Genomic DNA, 17,443 nt, shown 5'->3' on the forward strand with positions numbered 1-17,443 from the left:
TCTCCCCACCTGCACCACCATCCCAACAACCGGAATCCTCTTCTCCCCCTGCGCGCGTACTCTCCTACGAGGATAACCATGCGGAGTGAGACGGTTAAGAAAGGCTACCAGCGTGCCCCGAACAGGGCGCTGCTCAGGTCGCTCGGCGTGACCGACCGGGAGATGGACCTGCCCTTCATCGGCATAGCAAACGCGTATAACACGATCGTCCCCGGGCACACCCACCTCCGGTCCCTCTCGCAGAAGGTGCAGGAGGGTGTCGCGGCCGCAGGCGGCGTGGCGTTCGAGTTCGGGACCATCGGCATCTGCGACGGGATCGCCATGGGTCATGAGGGGATGCGGTATTCCCTCCCCTCGCGGGAGAACATCGCCGACGCTGTCGAGCTGATGGCCGAGGCGCACCGGTTCGACGGCCTGATCTGCATCGGCACCTGCGACAAGATCGTCCCCGGCATGCTCATGGCGGCGGTGCGGTGCAACATCCCGACGATCGTCGTCACCGGCGGCCCGATGCTCCCCGGCTACGCCGCGGGCCGGGAACTCTCCCTGATCGACGTCTTCGAGGGCGTGGGGCGCGTCGCCGCCGGCACGATGAGCGAAGAGGAACTTGGGGAACTCGAGTGCGCGGCGATGCCCGGGTGCGGCAGCTGCCAGGGGCTCTACACTGCAAACACCATGGCGTGCATAACCGAGGCGCTGGGCCTCTCCCTCCCGGGATGCGCCGCCATCCCTGCGGTCGACGCGGCCAAACTCCGCATAGCCCGGGAGAGCGGAGAGCGGGCGGTCGGCATCGTCAGGGAGGGTATCCGCCCGCGGGATATCGTCACCCCTACAAGCCTTAAGAACGCCATCCGGGTTGACATGGCGCTCGGGGGGTCGACGAACACGGTCCTCCACCTGATGGCCGTCGCCCGGGAGGCGGGCGTCCCCCTCGACCTTGAGACCTTCAACGTCGTCAGCGAAGAGACCCCCCACATATGCCACATGCAGCCCGGCGGGCCGCACTCGATGCTTGCCCTCCACCGGGCGGGAGGCATTCCTGCGGTCTTAAAGATGCTCGAAGGTTACATCGACGACGCCCCGACGGTCTCGGGCCGCTCAATCCTTGATATAGCAGCAAGCGCCCGGGTCGCCGACCCGGACGTTATCCGGATGGCCGACGCACCGGTCAGCCCTGCCGGCGGCCTGAAGGTCGTGCGGGGGTCGCTCGCCCCGGACGGCGCCGTCGTCAAGTGCGCCGCCGTCCCGGAGCAGATGTGGCGGCACCAGGGCCCGGCGCGGGTCTTTGACGGTGAAGAGGCGGCGATGGAGGCGATCCTCCACCGCGAGATCGCGGAGGGCGACGTCATCGTAATCCGGTACGAGGGGCCGAGGGGGGGGCCCGGGATGCCCGAGATGCTCTCACCGACATCCGCGCTGATGGGCCTCGGCTACGCCCGGGTTGCCCTGGTGACGGACGGGCGCTTCTCGGGCGGCACCCGGGGGCCGTGCATCGGGCACGTCGCCCCCGAGGCCGCGGTCGGCGGGCCGATCGCCTTCGTGGAGGACGGCGACGAGCTGGTGATCGACCTCTACGAAAAACGCCTCGACCTCTCTCTCGATGCGGAGACCCTGGAAGAGCGCAGACGAGCCTGGAAACCTCCGACGCACCGGCTTACGGGCGTGCTCGCCCGGTATGCACGGACCGTCGAGCAGGCGAACCTCGGCGCCGTCCAGAGGTAACCTCTTTTTTTGGCAAGGATGCCCGTACCCGCTCGCACGAGGCGGGAGATGAGATTGCCCTGAATCGCCGTCGGTTTTCCAGAAGAGAGGCTTTCAGCAGAGCCTGACCCTCCTCTCAAGGGGGAGCGCATACTCCTCGCCGGCACCGTGGCTCCGGTTGAAGGCAATATATTATATACAAAACGGATTTGTTAACTATGTTTCTCTCAATGCGATGATGCATTGAGTTCTCTGCACCCCCGATCCGGGCACTGGTGTGCAGGGGCGTTCCGGTGTGTCAGACACCCTTACGGGCAGAAGCAACCCCCATTCACCTGGTTCCTGCACGACTGCCTTCCTCTGCAACATCCAGCCATATGTATTTTTAAACCATTAGGCGTAACCCCATCTTTAGGCGCACCCGCCCACGGCGGGCGCCCGCATACCGTCTATGGAGTATGAGAGATGATAGAGAAGTTTCTCGAGGGAAACGAACGTTTTAGGGAAGATGACTTCGGGAAGAACCCCGAGCATTATGAGGCTCTGGCATCAAGCCAGCACCCAGTGGTCCTCTGGATTGGGTGCTCAGACTCGCGCGTGGACCCAGAACGCATCACCGGCTCACAGGCCGGGGAGATCTTCGTGCAACGGAACATCGGTAACATCGTCCCGGTTCATGACTGGAACTTCGCGACCGTGCTTGAGTATGCGATCCACCATCTCAAGGTCGGCGATATCGCCATCTGCGGGCACTCAGACTGCGGCGCTATAAAGGGGCTGGACGAGGAGAGCGACGATGCATACATCCCGCTCTGGCTGAACAACGCAATGGAGGCGAAACGCCGTGTCGAGAGCAGACTCCAGGTACCGAAGAACCCGGATGAGGAAAAACTCCGGCGGCGTCTCATCGAGATCGAGAACGTCGGCCTGCAGCTTGAGCACCTCCGCACCTATCCTCCGGTCAGGGTTGCGGAAAAAGAAGGCCAGGTTCGGCTTCACGGCCTGTACTTCGACCTTGGGACCGGTGAGTTGAAGAAGATATTCTAGGACTCTTCAAGCGCATAATCAATCTCCTCTTTTATCAGACCGAGTGAGACCCTTCCGATCGACGTAAGCCGCCCATTGACAAGGACGATCGGTATAGGTGGGTGGCGCTCCTCGATGATCTCCTTGACGTAATCGGGCATCTCCTCGTCGATCAGTGTCACCTTCACCTCGACCTTATCCCCGTACCCGGCGAGAAGTTCGTCGCGCAGGGCGCTGATGGCGTCTATCAGGCTATTCGACGGGTAACAGGTCTCAAGGCCGCAGGATCTCGTCTCGTCGCAGGGAAACGGGCCGCATTCAGATTCCATGAGCCCGACAATCTCAACAGTCACTTCTGCCATGTATCATCGGTGGGGGACGAATGCTATATTATCCTTCGTCTCGGGGAGCGAGCAGCGCACGCAACGCCGCCCGGACATCGCCTTCAGACCCCTCGATCTTCCCGACGTCCCGGACCCGATCGAGGTCGCCGATCAGCACCGGCCCGGCGGGCAGGATGCCCAGGTTCTCCATGAACGCATCGACCACTCTTGTCACGCAGACAAACGGATCGGTCCCCCGCCGTCCCGCGACGGCGACGAGCAGGCCCCGGGCATGCACCTCTCTCCCGAGCACCTTCTCCCGGGCGTGGAGCCACTGGCAGCGGTCGATCACCGCTTTGAGGCCGGCCGGGACGGTGCTGGTGTAGACCGGCGTGCAGACGACGATGACGGAAGCGGATTCAAGAGCCCGGATGATCCCGGGCATATCGTCGTCGACCGGGCAGTAACCGTAGTTGTAGCAGGTATAACAGCCGATACACGCCCGGATATCCATATCCTGCAGGAAGAGGACCCGGGAGGAGAGGCCGGCCCGGGCGGCTTCGTCGTCGCACCATGACGCGATCCGGGCAGAGTTCCCGAACCGGCGCGGGCTCCCCTGCAGTATGACGACATCACAGGTGCCGCTTCCCGGGAGCGGGCGGGTGAAAAACCTCGGGCGGGTGTAGGCGTGGGGGCGGGACGCCACGTCGTGCGCGAGCCGAAAGAAGACTATCTCCGCCACTTTCCGTGTATCAATGGGGGAGTCAGGGCGTGCACTCTCGTAGGAGTTGACGGCATACGTGTAGACCGCCTCGGTGCCGCGGAGAACCTCGACGGTGTACCGGATCATGCCCGGATAGATGCTTCCTAAGTCATCGAGGATGAGCCTGACGGTAAACGTCCCCTCGGGCGTCTCGATCGATCGGATCTTCTCTGCCGCGCTCTCATGCACCGCGCGTCACCTCATAAGCCGCCAGCTTCGGCAGTCGGGGCGATAGAAGCCCGTGTTTTCGAGTTTCCGGCCGGGTTGCCGGGGTAGGCGTTCGATCCGTCATTACCGTTAATAAGGAATCTGATCCACATGATATGGTAATTCATGAAGGCGGTTCTGGGTCTTGAAGACGGAACATTTGTTGTAGGGAATGGTTTTGGCGTTGAGGGGATATGTTCCGGTGAACTCGTCTTCACCACGCAGATGACCGGTTATATGGAAGCATTGACGGACCCCAGCTATGCCGGGCAGATATTGATGTTTACGTATCCCCTCATCGGGAATTACGGTGTGGATCTCCAGAATTTTGAGAGTTTGGGGGTTCACGCACGGGGCTGCGTCGCGCGTGAGATCGCGCGCGTGCCCGCAGCGCAACCATCGGTTGCAGAATACTTCGAAGAGAACGGCCTTCTGGGGATATCAGGCGTCGATACGCGCAACCTGACGATAAAGACCCGAACGGCCGGCACACTCCGGGCATCCCTCATCGTCGGCGGCGAGGACGGAGATGAAGCGGTTCGGCGCGCCCGGGCCGTCCCCTCGATCAGCGACGCCGACCTCATCGGGAGCGTCTCCTGCCGTGAACCGTACCGCATCAGCGGCACCGGGAAACGGATTGCCGTCATCGACCTCGGTGTGAAACGGCACATCCTCGCAAGCCTCGGCTACCGTGGCGCGGATATCCACGTCTTCCCGCACACCGCCGCACCGGACGAGGTGATGGCCGCAAAGCCCGACGCACTCTTCATCTCGAACGGCCCCGGCGACCCGAGGAGGGCGGTCGACGCCATCCGGTGCGTCCGGGACCTGGCCGGGGAGATGCCGGTCGTAGGTATCTGCATGGGCATCCAGGTGGTCGCCCTGGCCCTTGGGGGAGAGACCTACAAGATGAAGTTTGGTCACCGGGGAACAAACCAGCCGGTTCGTTACCGGGACGGGAGCATCTACATCACGACGCAGAACCACGGTTTTGCGGTCGATGAAGAGACCCTGCCCGAGGGATGCGTTGTCTCATACCGGAACGTGAACGACGGCACGGTCGAGGGATTCGAGAACAAGGACCTCAGCATAACCTGCGTTCAGTTCCACCCGGAGGCGCACGGCGGGCCCCGGGACACGGAGATGCACTTCTTTGATCGCATCTACAGGGGGATCCCATAATGCCGAAGAAATCTCACATCAGAAAGGTCCTCATCATCGGCTCCGGCCCCATCCAGATCGGGCAGGCGGCGGAGTTCGACTTTTCAGGGTCGCAGGCCTGCCGGGCGCTCCGGGAAGAGGGTGTCGAGGTCGTCCTCGTCAACTCGAACCCTGCGACGATCCAGACCGACCCCGATACGGCCGACGTCATCTACATCGAGCCCCTGAAAGCCGAGATCATAGCAAAGATCATCCAGAAGGAGAGGCCGGACGGGATACTGAGCGGCATGGGCGGCCAGACCGGCCTGAACATGACGGCGGAGCTCGCGGAGATTGGTGCGCTCGAGGGCGTGGAGATCCTCGGGACGCCGCTTGAGGCGATCTACCGGGGAGAAGACCGCGAGCAGTTCCGGGACCTGATGAACGCCATCGGGGAGCCCATCCCGCGGAGCATGATCCTCGAGAACATGAGCCAGATCGACGAGGCGGTCCGGGAGGTCGGCCTCCCGGCGATCATCAGGCCGGCGTACACCCTGGGCGGCTCAGGCGGCGGCGTTGCGCACACGCCTGACGAGATGCGGCGGATCATCGAGATCGGGCTCGCCCGATCCCGTATCCACCAGGTGCTGGTGGAAGAGAGCGTCGCCGGGTGGAAGGAGATCGAGTTTGAGGTGATGCGGGACTCGTCCGATACCTGCATCATCATATGCGGCATGGAGAACGTCGACCCGATGGGCATCCACACCGGCGAGAGCGTCGTCGTTGCGCCCATCCTCACCCTGCGGGACGACGAGTACCAGACGCTCCGGAGCGCTGCGATACGGATCATCCGGGCGCTCGACGTGCAGGGCGGGTGCAACGTCCAGTTCGCTTTCAAGGACGGCGACTACCGGATCATCGAGGTGAACCCCCGGGTCTCGCGGTCGTCGGCACTCGCATCCAAGGCGACCGGCTACCCGATCGCCCGAGTGGCGGCGAAGATCGCCATAGGGCTCCGGCTCGATGAGATCATGAACCCCGTGACCGGCGTCACCCCGGCATCCTTCGAGCCTGCCATCGACTACGTCGTGGTGAAGGTGCCCCGGTGGCCCTTTGACAAGTTCAAGTCCGCAGACCGGACGCTCACCACGGCGATGAAGAGCACCGGCGAGGTAATGGCGATCGGGAGGACGGTTGAGGAGGCGTTCAAGAAGGCGCTCCGGTCGCTTGATAACGATATGCAGCGGCACACGAGCCCAAGCGAGATCCGGATGATCCTTACGTCTCCGACGGACGAGCGGTTCGGGTGCCTCTTTGATGCCTTCCGGGAAGGGTTCACGGTCAGGGAGGTTGCCGACCTCACGGCTATCACGCCATTCTTCCTTGAGAAGATCAAGAACATCGTGGACCTGGAACAGAGGCTCCAGACCGCTTTTGCGCCTGAGGATATCAGGGTCGCGAAGCGCTGCGGCTTCGCGAACGAAGAGTTGCAGGCACTGACGGGGAAGGCCGCCGGTGAGGTCGAGGCACTCGCGGGGACGCCGACATACAAGATGGTGGATACCTGCGCCGCCGAGTTCCCGGCCACCACGCCCTACTTCTACTCGACCTGGGAAGACGGGTGCGAGCTGACCCGGAACGGCGCCAAAAAGGTGCTGATCCTCGGTTCCGGGCCGATCCGGATCGGTCAGGGGATCGAGTTCGACTACTGCACCGTCCACGCTGTGATGGCGCTCCGGGAGGAAGAGGGGATCGAGGTCCATATCGTCAACAATAACCCGGAGACGGTCTCGACCGACGCCGACACGTCCGACAGGCTCTTCTTTGAGCCGATGCAACTCGAGGATGTCGTCAATATACTCAAGAAGGACGACTACTACGGCGTCATGGTCCAGTTCGGCGGCCAGAACTCGGTGAACCTGGCCATGCCGCTGGAAGCGGAGATCAGGCGCCTCGGCCTCCCGACAAAGATCCTCGGCACGTCGCCCGACGCCATGGATGCGGCGGAAGACCGTGACCGGTTCAGCCGGCTTCTTTCCCGGCTTGGTATACCAAGCCCGGCGAACAGTTCCGCCTACTCGGAGGAAGAGGCGCGGGAGAAGGCACGGGCGATCGGCTACCCGGTCCTCGTGCGGCCGTCCTATGTCCTTGGCGGGCGGGCGATGGAACTCGTCCACGACGAGACCGAACTTGAGAGTTACATCAAAGAAGCCGTCCGCGTGAGCAGGAAGCATCCGGTGCTGATCGACTCGTTCCTCAGAAACGCTGTCGAGATCGACGTCGATGCGGTCTGCGACGGGACGGATGTCCTGATCGGCGGCATCATGGAGCATATCGAGTGGGCCGGGGTCCACTCCGGCGACTCGGCCTGCGTCATCCCGCCGCAGTCCCTCTCGGCCTCAGTTATCGCGCGGGTGCGCGACTACACGAAGGAACTCGCCCTCGGTCTCGGTGTCGTCGGGCTGATCAACATTCAGTATGCTGTCCAGAACGACGTGGTCTACGTGCTCGAGGCGAACCCGCGTGCAAGCCGGACCGTGCCGTTCGTCGCGAAGGCGACGGGCATCGCGCTCGCGAAGCTCGCGGCGAAGGTGATGGTCGGCAGGAAACTTGCCGATATGGATATCGCCGAGCCCGAGATCGAGCACGTAGCGGTGAAGGAGGTGCTCCTGCCCTTCAACAAACTCCCCGGCGTGGACACCGTGCTCGGTCCGGAGATGAAGAGCACCGGCGAGGTGATGGGCATCGACTACGACTTCGGCCGTGCCTACTACAAGGCGTGCACCGCCGCGGACAACACCCTGCCGACGGCCGGGAACATATTCATATCGGTGACGGACGAGCAGAAAGAGGAACTCCTGCCCGTCGCGCGGAAACTCCGGGAACTCGGCCTCTCGCTCTACGGCACGAGTGGGACGGTCGACTTCCTCACCCAGAACGGCGTCGAGGCAAACCTTGTACGGAAGGTCCAGGAAGGATCCCCGAACGTCATCGATGCCATGCGTTCCGGCAGTATCCGGCTGATCATCAACACCCCGGCGGACAAGGCGTCCCGGCAGGACCACATCCAGATCATGCGGGCCGCCGTCGATTACGGCATCCCATATATCACCACGCTCCAGGCGGCGCGGGCAGCGGCGATGGCGATCGATGCCATCAAGCGCGAGAAGATCACTCTCGAACCGCTCGGGCACTACATCGGGTCGGCATAACCCCCGGCACTCCACACAACCCATTTCCCTTCATCGTTATCGCCTCGTTGCTCCCGCTTGTGGACCGCAGACTGTGCGCGGCATCCATGTCCCCATGCTCGCCCGGGCTGAACGTGGATGAGGGAACGGCTATGGGCACAGAAAGAAACGGGGCGATCCAGGCCGGTGCTTTGAGAAAAAGAGGGATTATTCCTCCCCAAGCCAGACTTTGACCGTCTCGGGGTTGGCATCGATCCATGCCTTCGCGGCTTCCTCTTCAGGCATGCCGCCCGCAATATCGGTCATGACTGAGGCAATATCCTCACCGGTCCACTCGAACCGGGTCAGGATGCCGTAGGCCTCCGGGTCATCAGTCTTTAAGTCCGATCTCGTGAGGGTCACGATATCTTCGGCCCCGCCGTAGGCGCCCTTCGGGTCTTCAAGGAACTTGAGGTCGTAGCGGCCGAACTTCCAGTGCGGCGACCACCCTGTCACCGCGATCCACTTCTCATCGTTGATGGCGGAGCTGAGTTCAGCTGTCATGCCTGCACTGCTGCTTGCGACCAGATTGTAATCAAGGCCGTAATCCGCAATGGCCTGCTCGGTCCGGGCCATGACGCCCGCACCGGGCTCGATACCGACGATCCTGCCGCCGAACTTATCTGCGACACCGTTCATCTCCTCGATCGAGTCGATGGTCACGTAGGTGGGGACGACGAGCCCGATACGTGCTGCTCCGGGAATATTCTCATTGACGTATTCGATCCGATCGCCGTACTGCTCCCAGTAACGCTCATGAGTGTGCGGGAGCCATCCGGTCGTCGTGAAGTCGACGTTTCCGTTGGCAAGCGCCTGGAAGAGCGGCCCTGCGTCGACCGCGATCAGGGTGACGTCGTACCCTGCCTCTTCAAAGACATGCTTCATCACGTTGGTGCTCGCGATGGCGCAGTCCCAGGTGACGTAGCCGATGCTGATCTCCTTTGCAGGCTCAGTTGATCCTTGTGTGCCGGTGCAGCCGGCGGAGAGGAGGCAGATCATCAGAACGATACCTGTCAGTACGAGTAAGCTTCCTTTCTTTTGAATCATTTCTTCACCTTGTAGTTGGTTGCCGCCAGAAGGCGGCCAGATAGTACTTCGAGCCCGGCCATGTGGAGTTCCGGGCCCTGACGAACAGTCCGGGGCGGATGAGCGGACCCCGGTTCACTCTGAACGGGTCACCGGTTCTCATGCTGCGGCACAAGGTTCTGGGTGATCCGATCGAGGATGATCGCTATGATCACGATAGCAAGCCCCGCCTCAAACCCCATACCGATATCCACCCGCTGGATACCCACAAGCACCTGGTAGCCAAGCCCCGCCGCCCCGATCATCGATGCGATGACGGTCATGGAGAGGGCGAGCATGATGCACTGGTTCACCCCTGCCATGATGGTGGGGAGCGCGACCGGGAGCTGCACTTTAAAAAGTTTCTGGCGGGGCGTGGTGCCGAAAGCGTCCGCAACCTCGATCAACTCCCGGGGCACCTGCCGGATCCCGAGATTGGTGAGGCGCAGCGCCGGCGGCATGGCAAAGACGACTGTTGCGATGATGCCGGGGACGCTCCCGAGGCCAAAGAAGATCACCGCCGGGATGAGGTAGACGAACGACGGCATGGTCTGCATGAGGTCGAGGGCCGGTCGAAGAGCGGCGTTCAACGGTTCGCTCCCCGCAGCGGCGATCCCGACCGGGATCGATATGGCGAGCGCGAGCATCGTCGATATGCTGACGAGTGCCAGGGTGAGCATCGCGAGATCCCAGAGTTCAAGATTCCAGATCAGCAGCAGGCCAAGTGCGGTGAGTCCCGCCAGCCTGATATCCCGCCGGGTGACGAACCAGACCAGCGCGCTCGCGAGGAGGATCAGGGCGGGTGCCGGTACGGAGAGAAGGATATCCTCAAATCCACCCACGAGGTACCGCAGCCCTTCGCTGGCGCCGTCAAGCAACCAGCCGAAGTACTCCTCGATCCCGTCGACGAGCATCTCGACGGCCTCTCCTACGGGAAGTTTAGGCAACTGCATGAGCATCCTCCCCCTTTCGTGCGAGAGCTGCAAGGATGGCACCGCGTGATATGACCCCTCTGAGCCTGCCCGTGTCGTCCACAACCGCCACAGGGTAGGGGCTCTTGGTGATCAGCGATATGATGTCGGATAGCGTTGCATCGGGAGCCACAACAGGAAGATCGGTGATGAGGATATCCTTCATCGACGTTCCCTCCCTGACGGCTCCGGCAGCGTCGTCGAGCGTCACCCGCCCGCGGAGCAGGCGCTGGCGGGTGACGACGAATATCCCTGCAATGTCATGCTCCTCCATGAGGTGCAGAGCTACCCTTGGCCCTGCGGTGCATTGAGCAACCGGTTCGGGGCGGCGCATAACGTCGCTTGCCGAGAGCACCCTCGTCAGATCCACATCGGCGACGAACCGTTCAACGTAAGCGTTCTCCGGGTTCGTCAGGATCTCCTCGGGTGTGCCGATCTGCACGATCACACCGTCCTTCATCAGGGCGATGCGGTCGCCGAGTTTCAGGGCTTCATCGAGATCGTGGGTGACGAAGATGATCGTCTTGCAGAGTCGTTGCTGGATCTCAAGCAGTTCATCCTGCATGTCCCTCCTGATGAGCGGGTCGAGGGCGCTGAACGCCTCGTCCATCAGAAGTATATCCGGGTCGCTGGTGAGCGCCCGGGCAAGCCCGACCCGCTGCTTCATGCCGCCGGAGAGGTGGGAGGGCATGCTCGCCCCGTAGCCGTCAAGTCCCACCATACGGAGGACTTCCTCGCCTTTTTGGCAGCGCTCAGCCTCGGGGATGCCCAGGACTTCAAGGCCGAAGACGACGTTGTCGAGAACCGTCCGATGGGGGAGGAGTGCAAAGTTCTGGAAGATCATGCCCAGTCTGCGCCTTCGGGTCGCTCGCAGTTCCTTCTGGCTCATACCGACGACATCTTCGCCATCGATCAGTATTTCACCCTCGGTAGGCTCGATGAGCCGGTTGATGCAGCGCAGGAGCGTCGATTTTCCGCTCCCGGAGAGTCCCATCAGGACGAATATTTCGCCCGGCATAACCTCAAATGAGACGTTATTGAGGGCCAGTGTCTCACCGGTCTCTTCATGGATCTCCTGTTTTGAGCAGCCGGACCGATGAAGTACCAGTGCTTTCCCGGGATCCTGGCCAAATACCTTGGTCAGGCCCTTCACACTGACGATTGGTTGTAACGATGTTGAGTCTTCTCTGGATAACTTCTCAAAAATAACGGAACCCTCCAGCTTCACGATTTCTATTTCATCTTTGTTATAATCTTTGTTTTTGAAAAATGCCCAATATTAAGGGGAATTTGAGTTTTTCCGAAATTTTGCGGTGTAATTTAAGATAGAATATAGCCATGTCCGCCATCCTGTAATTTACCGCTAATTTATCGGCTATCTCCGGTATAATGTCCATTCTGCCGGATCCCATACTGCGGCACCCCGCCCCGGGAGCCCCGGCCGCACAGGAGAGCTCCAGGGTTGTGGGGGCTGTCATGGATGGTGTTCCGTACACCTCAGCATACCGGCTCTCCGGCACCTCCTGACCTCCGGAAATACCGGAAACGGTTCCCGTTCCCGCTGGTGCGCCCATCCATACCATTCTTTTATTGGGTGAGAGGTCGTACTATTGTAGATTACTCCAGGCTGTCGCTGTCAGACAGAAACCAGGAACGCGGAGATCAGTAATATGGAAAAGGGAAAAGTCGTCCTAGCGTTTTCGGGAGGTCTCGATACCTCCGTCTGTATCCCCCTCCTGCGCGAGCACTACGGGTTTGCCGAGATTGTCACCGTTGCAGTCGACGTGGGCCAGCCCGAGGAGGAGGTAGCCCGGGCAACAGAGAAGGGCCGGATGCTTGCAGATAACCACTACACCATCGATGCGAAGGAGAAGTTTGTAGCAGATTGCCTCTTCCCCTCGATCAAGGCGAACGGGTCGTACGAGGGCTACCCGATGGGCACGGCGCTCGCCCGCCCGCTGATAGCCGAAGAGATCGTGAAGGTCGCAGAGAAGGAAGGCGCTTCAAAGATCGCACATGGGTGCACCGGCAAAGGAAATGATCAGCTCCGGTTCGACTTTATCTTCAGGTCCGCAGGCTACGAGATCATTGCACCGATGCGGGAGATGAACCTGACTCGCGAGTGGGAGATCTGCTATGCGCAGGAGCACAACGTCCCGGTGAGTGTCGGGAAGGAGAATCCCTACAGCGTCGACGAGAACTGCTGGAGCCGGAGCATCGAGGGCGGCAAGCTCGAAGACCCGGCCTTCCACCCGCCTGAGGAGATCTACGCCTGGACGGTATCGCCGAAGGAGGCCCCCGACGCCATGGAGGAGGTCAGGATCGAGTTCGAGAAGGGGGTCCCGGTTGCCCTCAACGGAAAGAGGCTCCCGGGCCTTGCCCTGATCCGGGAGTTGAACCGGATCGCCGGCAGGAACGGTGTGGGCCGCAACGATATGATCGAGGACCGGATCCTCGGCCTGAAGGCCCGCGAGATCTACGAGCACCCGGCCGCGACCGTCCTCCTCGCGGCGCACCGCGACCTCGAGCACCTCGTCCTGACCCGCTCGGAGATAGCGTTCAAGCATATCGTCGATGATAAGTGGTCGGAACTCGCCTACATGGGTCTCGTGCACGAACCGCTCTTCTACGCTCTGAACGCGTTCATCGACAAGACGCAGGAGCGTGCGAGCGGCACCGTGGACGTCGGCCTCTATAAGGGCAGTGTGAAGGTGCTCGGCCGGAGCTCGGATGTCGGGCTCTATTCGGGGGACCTCGTCTCCTTCGATTCGTCGACGATCGACCAGAACCACGCCGTCGGGTTCTCGAACTACTTTGGAATCCAGGCGCGCCTGCTCAAAAACCTCAAGAAGTGTTGAAGGGGTGCTTACAGATCTGGGGTTTTCGGGATGCAAGCAAGCCCCCGGCTTGAGCCGTGGGGATGCATTGCCCCCCCTGGTCCGTTCGTACACTTTCACCCCGCCCGGGATACCTTATAGCCGGATGAGTGCCAACAGTTCTCTGGAGTCGGGAATGCGGCATGTCACCCGGTACCGGATTTATCCCTCGCAGAACGTTGCAGGGCGGCTGTTCACCGGCTTTGCGAGGTGCTCCTTTGTCCGGACCTGGTGTCTTGAAAATAGGGTGTATCGTGACTCCTGCCTCCCGAAGTTGAAAACCGAGTATCCCGAGTTGAAGGAGGTCCACAGCAAGGTTCTGCAGAACGTTGTCCAGCAGATCGCCCACAACCTGAAAGCCCTGCGAGCTGAAAGCCCTGCGAGCGATGAAGGCGAAGGGAAGAACGGTCGGCAAGCTCCGGAAGAAGTGGGTTCACTCGATGATCTACGAGCAGACCGGGTTCAAGCTCACCGGCAACCGTCTCTGGCTGAGCAAGATCGGGGAGTTGCGGATCGAACTCAGTCGTCCGGTTCCTGGAACGATCAAGCAGATCGTGGTCAAGCACACCCCGGCCCACAAATTGTTCGTGGCGATCATCTCCGAGACCCCCGATACCCCGGAGCCGACCGCTGGCACCCGGGCGGTCGGGATCGACCTGAACCTGGAGAACTTCTCCACGGATACCGACGGTGTGGTCTTCCCGCACCCGCACAACGTCCGGAAGGCTGCGAAGCGGCTCCGCCGGGCCCAGAGGAAACTCTCCCGGGCCGTGGACGGGAGCAGGAACCGCCGGAAACAGCGGGTCCGGGTTGCCCGGATCCACGAGCAGGTCGAGAACCGGCGAAACGATTTCCTGCACAAATGGAGCCGCTACTATGTTGACCGCTACGACTACATCGCCCTGGAACACCTGAACATCAAACCGATGATCGAATCGCTGGATGCGAAACTCCGCGGCAGATCTAAATCTATTCTCGATGCCGCGTGGTACAAGGCCCGGGAGTTCATACAGTACAAAGCTGCGAATGCTGGTACGTATGTGCATCTGGTCGATCCGGCCTATACGACCCAGGATTGTTTCCTCTGCGGGCACCGGGAGAAGAAGGATCTCGCGCAGCGAACCCATTCCTGCCCGGTCTGCGGCTACACCGTTCCCCGGGATCTGAACGCCGCACAAAATATCCTGAAACGAGCAGCCGTAGGGTGGGGCACACCCGAATCGACGCTTGTGGAGATCGGGACCGCTACACCGCCAAGCCCGGCGGGGCAAGTCCCGGTCAACGAAGCAAGAATCTCCAGGCTTTAGCCCGTGGAGAGTGTCAAAGCACCTTCTTCCCGGCCTCTTTTCCCGGCGTGCACTCGAAGACATCGGTAATTTTTACAATGATGAGTGATTTCGCCGGGTATTTGTCGCTCTTTGTCTTCACCCGGTCGCGGAACTGCTCGTACTCGGGGCCGGACGTCCTGATCTCCGTTGAGCCCTTTAACTGGAAGCAGCGCTTGGACTCCGCGTCATAGAAGTAGAGGGCTACAACAGGGTTTTCCTTCAGGTTCTCGAGCGTCTTCTTCATGTAGTTGTCCATGATCCAGACGGTATCGTCGCCCACGAGCAGTATCGATGCCATCGGCGCCACGTTCGGTATGCCGCTCTTCGATGCGGTGGCCATCGGCATGACTTTGGTTCTGGTAAATATCTCCTTAATCTCGTTTGAAAGCGCAACCATACGGTTCACCTCTTCCTGGAAGCGGAACCAGCGCGACAAAGCGCCAAAACCTTTCCGGTAACGTGATTATCCGCACTATCGATATATAAGAACTCTGCCGAGATCCCCGGCTAAATCCGCCGGGGTGAGCCGGACACCCGCACCAAACCCGGTATGCCCCGGACGGCAACCCCACCTGGCCGAATCGGCAAAAGCCTCCTGAAGGGCCGGTATACGACCATCGGTCCCCCGGGAGGGATCCCCGCGGCGACCACCCCTCTTGCCGTGTTCCGGGCTCCTACCGGGGTATAGAAAAATATAAGCCGGGAGACAGGGAAAAGACTACTATGTGTGCCCGTTTTTTGGAGCGCTTCTTCAAACCTACACCGCACATCGTCGAAAGCCCGCCTCCGCCGTCGCTCTCCCACGGACCGGGCGACGGTGTTCCCGAGTACCGGGTGAAGCCCTATTTTATCGTGGCGTCTGTTGAGATGGGCAATACTACGACAAAGTGTATCCTGACCGGCACGAACCTGGAGACGGGCAGGTCCTATGTCATCAACAAGACCGTGACGATGAGTCGGGACGTCCGGCGGCCAAAACCGGGCGAGACGATCTTCGGAGCAACGCTCGACGGCACGGAACTGACGAGGGAATCGGTCACGGAACTGGTGCGCGATACACTTATCCAGTGCCACAGAGATGCTCACCTGAGCATCAAGGACGATCTGGACTTCGTCGTCAGGAGCACCGGTGTCGTGGCGGCGATGGACTCTCCCGATCAGGTCGGGGACTTCGTCATCGCTCTCGCAAACGGCTGCCTCGCCGCCGGGGTCCCCCCGCGGAAGATGACGCCGCCGATGTCGATCGACAACCTCCCGCCGAAACTCCGGCAGTTCTCGTTCGCCGACCGGGTGGTCTTCGTCGGTGCGGTGGCCGGCGTCGTGCCGCCGGTCGGGTGTACCGGCGTCGAGATGGTGGCAAACGAGATGGAAGGGGAACTTGCGATGGCGGGCATTAAGGAGGGCGCCAAGTGGACATCGGTCGACTTCCGGAACCCCTGCATATCCATCGACTTCGGGACAACGCTTGACGGGCGGATCACGAGCGACGTCGCCCCGGATGAGCCGAACCCGTTCGCTCAGACGACGGGGAACTTCTGCGGGCTTGCAGGTGCCATACCGGATGCAATCGTCCGGGGCACCGGACTTGTGAAGGACCGGACGGGGACGGCTCTCGATCTCTTCGGTGACCACAGCATTCAGGGCGTGTTTGGGGGCAGGAAGCGCTCCGTCGTCGAGGGCTACGTCGACCGGTGCCACGAGCACATCGATATACGGATCGTCCCTCCTGACCGGACAAGGTTCGGGCGGGTCCCGGTCTGCGCGGAGGTGGCCGACAGGTCGGGAGTTGCCCTTATCGGGTGCGACTCGGGCGTCAACGGGAGCGGGACGCCGGCTCTCGAAGAGATTGGGCACGAGATCTACGAGAAGCACGGCATGGGCATGCTGACCGAGGTCGTCGACCGGGTCTGCGCGAGGATGGCGCTCCGGCTCATCGATGTCGCCATCGAGAGGGGGATGGTCCCGCCGAATTCGTCGATTGGGTTCACCGGGCGGGCGGCGATATCGGGGAGGAAGCCCGAGTATATCCTCGAGGGCATCACCGCGCGGAACCTCTACGACACCCCGAACGACCACCTGGTCTTCGTGGACGACGGTCTTGCCCGGGGAGCGGCACTGATGGGGCGGTGCATGAACTCTCTCGGGAAACCGAAGACTCCGCTTGGCGGCGTGCGGGGAGGGCCATGTATTATGTCTCGCCGGATCAAAATAGGAAAGTAGGATATGGTAAATGATGGCTGAAGAAGAACTCTACGATATGCTTGTTCCCCCGGGCGTGCCCCGTAAGATGATCTACGACGTCGTCGAGAAGTACGACGTGGAAGTGGTGCGGCGGCCGCAGAAGTTGTCGTTTGCAAACATGGACGGGGACGCAAGAGAACTGCTGGCGTTCCGCGGCAAGAGAGAGGTCGTCGAAGAGGTGCAGGAGTACCTCTTCGCGCGGCTCAAAGAGTTCATCGAGGAATAACTATACCATTTTTCTTATTCGTGCTCCGGGCATCTCCATGCGAGGCATGGCCCCGGGGTGCTGGTTTGGAGGAGGAACCGTTACGCAGAGAGTATTTGAGGTCATCCCGGTACCCCTCTGACAGTAGAATCCCATCCACGGATTTTTAGCGAACAGTGCAATTCGCACCTGACCGTGCTCCTGTTCCAGTTCTGACGAATCGTCGCGATTCAAAACAGGGTAACATCTCAAGCTCGAACACGCGCCATAACCGTGAGAGATCCCAGGACACGGGACCGTGGGAGTATCGCCATGGGGGAGGCGGCTCGCGGGGAGGGGGCATGCCCCCTCCCCTGTCTCAATCTCA

At 61.2% G+C, this 17,443-nt stretch carries 15 protein-coding genes; 8 read left to right on the forward strand and 7 right to left on the reverse strand.

Annotation, left to right across the window (positions count from 1 at the left end):
* Positions 1-78 precede the first annotated feature (78 nt).
* A complete protein-coding gene (gene ilvD, locus BP846_RS01670; RefSeq protein ID WP_292392304.1) occupies positions 79-1,722 on the forward strand; it encodes a dihydroxy-acid dehydratase in 1,644 nt (547 codons plus the stop codon).
* Positions 1,723-2,166: 444 nt separating this feature from the next.
* Positions 2,167-2,748: a carbonic anhydrase gene (locus tag BP846_RS01675; RefSeq protein WP_292392305.1), complete on the forward strand. Its 582-nt coding sequence runs from the start codon at positions 2,167-2,169 to the stop codon at positions 2,746-2,748.
* Here BP846_RS01675 and BP846_RS01680 read toward each other — a convergent pair.
* Positions 2,745-3,089: a hypothetical protein gene (locus BP846_RS01680; RefSeq protein WP_292392306.1), complete on the reverse strand. Its 345-nt coding sequence runs from the start codon at positions 3,087-3,089 to the stop codon at positions 2,745-2,747. The two genes, BP846_RS01675 and BP846_RS01680, sit on opposite strands and share 4 nt — an antisense overlap.
* A gap of 28 nt (positions 3,090-3,117) precedes the next feature.
* On the reverse strand, positions 3,118-4,002 hold the full coding sequence (locus BP846_RS01685; RefSeq protein ID WP_292392307.1) for a flavodoxin family protein: 885 nt from the start codon (positions 4,000-4,002) through the stop codon (positions 3,118-3,120).
* A 144-nt stretch (positions 4,003-4,146) separates the two neighbouring features.
* Here BP846_RS01685 and carA point away from each other — a divergent pair, with 144 nt between their 5' ends.
* Positions 4,147-5,202, forward strand: a complete 1,056-nt coding sequence (carA, locus tag BP846_RS01690) for a glutamine-hydrolyzing carbamoyl-phosphate synthase small subunit (RefSeq protein ID WP_292392308.1) — start codon at positions 4,147-4,149, stop codon at positions 5,200-5,202.
* Positions 5,202-8,372: a carbamoyl-phosphate synthase large subunit gene (gene carB, locus BP846_RS01695; RefSeq protein ID WP_292392309.1), complete on the forward strand. Its 3,171-nt coding sequence runs from the start codon at positions 5,202-5,204 to the stop codon at positions 8,370-8,372. Before carA ends, carB begins: the two co-directional genes overlap by 1 nt.
* Positions 8,373-8,558: 186 nt before the next feature.
* Here carB and BP846_RS01700 read toward each other — a convergent pair whose 3' ends face one another.
* The 4 genes from BP846_RS01700 to BP846_RS01715 form a co-directional block, all read right to left on the reverse strand.
* Complete coding sequence (locus tag BP846_RS01700) at positions 8,559-9,437, reverse strand: glycine betaine ABC transporter substrate-binding protein (RefSeq protein WP_292392310.1); 879 nt, start codon at positions 9,435-9,437, stop codon at positions 8,559-8,561.
* Positions 9,438-9,565: 128 nt separating this feature from the next.
* Positions 9,566-10,408 (reverse strand): ABC transporter permease, encoded by an 843-nt coding sequence (locus BP846_RS01705; protein ID WP_292392311.1) that lies wholly within the window; start codon positions 10,406-10,408, stop codon positions 9,566-9,568.
* Complete coding sequence (locus BP846_RS01710; RefSeq protein WP_292392312.1) at positions 10,395-11,654, reverse strand: quaternary amine ABC transporter ATP-binding protein; 1,260 nt, start codon at positions 11,652-11,654, stop codon at positions 10,395-10,397. The genes BP846_RS01705 and BP846_RS01710 overlap by 14 nt, the downstream gene beginning before the upstream one ends.
* Positions 11,655-11,673: 19 nt before the next feature.
* Positions 11,674-12,009, reverse strand: a complete 336-nt coding sequence (locus tag BP846_RS01715; protein WP_292392313.1) for a hypothetical protein — start codon at positions 12,007-12,009, stop codon at positions 11,674-11,676.
* Positions 12,010-12,096: 87 nt separating this feature from the next.
* Between BP846_RS01715 and BP846_RS01720 the strand changes: the two genes are divergently transcribed.
* Both BP846_RS01720 and BP846_RS01725 read left to right on the forward strand, forming a co-directional pair.
* The gene (locus BP846_RS01720; protein WP_292392314.1) at positions 12,097-13,284 is read left to right on the forward strand and encodes an argininosuccinate synthase; all 1,188 of its coding nucleotides are present in this window, start codon (positions 12,097-12,099) and stop codon (positions 13,282-13,284) included.
* A 404-nt stretch (positions 13,285-13,688) separates the two neighbouring features.
* A complete protein-coding gene (locus BP846_RS01725; RefSeq protein WP_292392315.1) occupies positions 13,689-14,609 on the forward strand; it encodes an RNA-guided endonuclease InsQ/TnpB family protein in 921 nt (306 codons plus the stop codon).
* 13 nt (positions 14,610-14,622) lie between these two features.
* Here the strand turns inward: BP846_RS01725 and BP846_RS01730 are convergent, their stop codons facing one another.
* On the reverse strand, positions 14,623-15,027 hold the full coding sequence (locus tag BP846_RS01730; RefSeq protein WP_292392316.1) for a pyridoxamine 5'-phosphate oxidase family protein: 405 nt from the start codon (positions 15,025-15,027) through the stop codon (positions 14,623-14,625).
* Positions 15,028-15,353: 326 nt separating this feature from the next.
* Here BP846_RS01730 and BP846_RS01735 point away from each other — a divergent pair, with 326 nt between their 5' ends.
* Both BP846_RS01735 and BP846_RS01740 read left to right on the forward strand, forming a co-directional pair.
* Positions 15,354-16,850 carry a methanogenesis marker 14 protein gene (locus BP846_RS01735; RefSeq protein ID WP_292392317.1) on the forward strand — a complete coding sequence of 499 codons (1,497 nt, stop codon included), beginning with the start codon at positions 15,354-15,356 and terminating at the stop codon, positions 16,848-16,850.
* Between the two features lie 10 nt (positions 16,851-16,860).
* The gene (locus tag BP846_RS01740) at positions 16,861-17,097 is read left to right on the forward strand and encodes a hypothetical protein (RefSeq protein ID WP_292392318.1); all 237 of its coding nucleotides are present in this window, start codon (positions 16,861-16,863) and stop codon (positions 17,095-17,097) included.
* Positions 17,098-17,443 lie beyond the last annotated feature (346 nt).

The sequence above is a fragment of the Methanoculleus sp. UBA303 genome (assembly GCA_002501655.1).
GTDB lineage: Archaea > Halobacteriota > Methanomicrobia > Methanomicrobiales > Methanoculleaceae > Methanoculleus.